The sequence below is a fragment of the Streptomyces sp. NPDC001880 genome, from assembly GCF_053594575.1.
Map to the genome: position 1 here is coordinate 1 of NZ_JBSFET010000238.1, position 2,524 is coordinate 2,524.

Annotated in this window: 3 protein-coding genes; all 3 read right to left on the reverse strand. The window is 70.3% G+C overall.

The genetic code is table 11. From position 1 onward, the window contains the following. Positions 1 to 1,159: GAF domain-containing protein (locus ACWCQ6_RS36780; RefSeq protein ID WP_451096795.1), on the reverse strand; the 1,159-nt coding region annotated here is incomplete at its 3' end. Positions 1,160 to 1,264: 105 nt separating this feature from the next. Next, on the reverse strand, positions 1,265 to 1,858 hold the full coding sequence (locus ACWCQ6_RS36785) for an N-acetylmuramoyl-L-alanine amidase (protein WP_451096797.1): 594 nt from the start codon (positions 1,856 to 1,858) through the stop codon (positions 1,265 to 1,267). A gap of 39 nt (positions 1,859 to 1,897) precedes the next feature. Continuing rightward, positions 1,898 to 2,524, reverse strand: a 627-nt coding sequence (locus ACWCQ6_RS36790) for an acetamidase/formamidase family protein (protein ID WP_451096799.1), incomplete at its 5' end; no start/stop codon positions are given.

The following is a 2,524-nucleotide window of genomic DNA, read 5'->3' on the forward strand; positions in this document are numbered from 1 at the left end:
GGAGGTCGTCCTCGCCCCAGGGGCTGTACGCCCAGTCGGCCAGCAGCCCCGGGTCGCCGCGTGCGATGAGCGCCGCCCGTAACTGCTCCTCGAGCCGGCGCCTCAGGCGGATGACGGACGGAGCCTGCGAGGCCGGTAGCAGTGGACCCGAGTAGGCGCCCAGCGCCGCGGCCACCGCGCCCGACGCCAGTCTGCGCGCCACCGTGTCGAAGTCCGCGTCGACCCGAGCGGCGAGGCGGTAGGGGCGGGAGAGCAGGAGCTCCGGGCCGAGCAGCCGCCGCAGCCTGGAGAGTTCGGCCCGCAGCGTCACCGGGGTCACCGACTCGTCCTCGTACAGCTCGATGAGGAGCTCGTCGCCACCGAGGCCATCGGGATGGCGGGCCAGCGTCGCCAGGATCTCGCTGTGCCGTCTGCTGAGCCGGATTCTGCGGCCTTCAGCCACCAGCAGCGCCTCGTCCCGGCCGAGTGCGCTGAGCCGCACGGTCCCGCCGGCCGGTGCGGGGGCGAGCAGTGCGAGCTGTGTCTCGGCGGCGCGGGCCACCGCTTGTACGAACGCCAGGCTGTGCGGATGCGCGAGCCGGTCCCCGCCGGTGATGTCCACGGCGCCCAGGACCCGTCCCGTGTGCGGGTCGTGCAGCGGAGCCGCCGCGCAGGTCCACTGCTGGACCGGCCGCAGGAAGTGCTCGGCGGCGAAGACCTGCACCGGGCGGTCCACGGCGATCGCCGTCCCCAGCGCATTCGTCCCGGCCGCCGACTCGGCCCAACGGGCGCCCTCCACGAAGTTCATCCGGCCGGCGGCCCGTCGGGTCACCGCGGGGCCCTCGACCCACAGCAGTCTGCCCTGTGTGTCGCACACCGCGAGCAGATGCTCGCCGTCCGTCGCGTAGGCGCCCATCAGCTCACGGATCACTGGCATGGCGGGGGCCAGGGGATGCTCCTCCCGGTGCGGTCCGAGGTCGTCCGGGCCCAGCTCGACCAGGGCCGCACCGTCCGGGCTGACCCTGGCCCGCGCCGAGCGTCGCCACGACTCACCGATGACCGGGCGGACCGGCCGCTCCAGCCGGCCCGCTGTGGTGAACACCTCGTGTGCGCGGCGCAGTTGGCCGATCCTTTCACCGGGGTCCGTATCGGCTGTCAGCGCCACCCAGGGGTCCCTCAACTCACCCTCCCATCCAGGGCGTCGTGAATACTCCATGGTCGTCGCAGCCGGCCGCTGCGACAACCGCGGCGCACAGGGCGACTCGGCCTGGGGAGCGAAGGCGGGTCAAGTGGCCGAGTACAGATTGACGAGGCGGATGTATCGCACCCAGTCCCACTGCGGACCGGGATCGGTGTGGTCGGTGCCGGGCACCTGGGCGTGGGCCAGGATGTGCGAGCGGTCCTTCGGGATGTTGTAGCGGTCGCACACCGAAGCGGTCAGCAGCGCCGACTTCTCGTACATGGCGTTGGTGAAGTACGAGGGCTGATCCACCCAGCCCTCGTGCTCGATGCCGATGCTGCGCGTGTTGTAGTCCCAATTGCCCGCGTGCCAGGCGATGTTCTTCTCCCGAACGCACTGGGCGACGTAGCCGTCCGCCGAGCGCACCACATAGTGCGCCGAGACCTGCTTCGCCGGATTCTGGAAGATCCCGATCGTGTTCGGATACGTCTCCTGGGTGACATGGATGATCACGTACTGCACCGGATGGGCCGAAGGGCGGTTCGAGGCCGTGTAGTTGGAGGTGGAGGCAGGCGTCCAGTGGGCGAGCGGATAGTCCGTGTCGCCCGCGACCGTGGTGGCCATGGCACGGGTGGAGGCCGGGATCAGCGCAGCGGCGGCCGTCGCGGCGGCTCCCTGGAGAATCCTTCTGCGGTGCATGAACACTCCTGTGGGGCAGAGGGGTTGAGGTCTGTGCGGTCAGAGGCCGGACAGCAGTGTGGCAGTCTCCCGCAGATGGTGGTGGAGCCCGCGGTGGGGGTCGCCCGAGGGCAGCCACTCCTTGCGGATCTTCGCCAAGCAGGTGTAGTTGGTGTCGCACACATTGGCCAGCGGAGCCTCACCGGCCTGGCTGACCAGCTGATAGGCGTCGAGTTCGGACAGGCCGTAGTCGCGCGCCAGCCACTGCACCAGGTCCAACTGGGAGATCCTGAAGGCGTCTTCGAGCGGCCGCGCCGAGCCGGTCGACATCAGATGGGTGTCGGACTCGATGCGTGGCCACGGAGTGCTGACCCCCTTCAGCAGTTCGACGAGCACAACCGTGTTCATCGCGCACTCCACGGCGACCCCGCAGGTCTCGCCCTCGCCCTGGCGGGCATGGCCGTCCCCCAGGCTCAGCAGCGCACCCTCGACATTGACGCCCAGATAGCAGGTGACGCCCGCTCGCATCTCGGGGGTGTCCATGTTGCCGCCGTGCGCGTCGGGCACCAGCGCGGACCGTACCTCCAGATTCGCCGGCGCCACCCCGACCGTCCCGTGCATCGGATCCATCGGCAGTTCCACCTGGATGTCGCTGTCCCGGGCGCTGAACAGACAGGTACGGCGGGC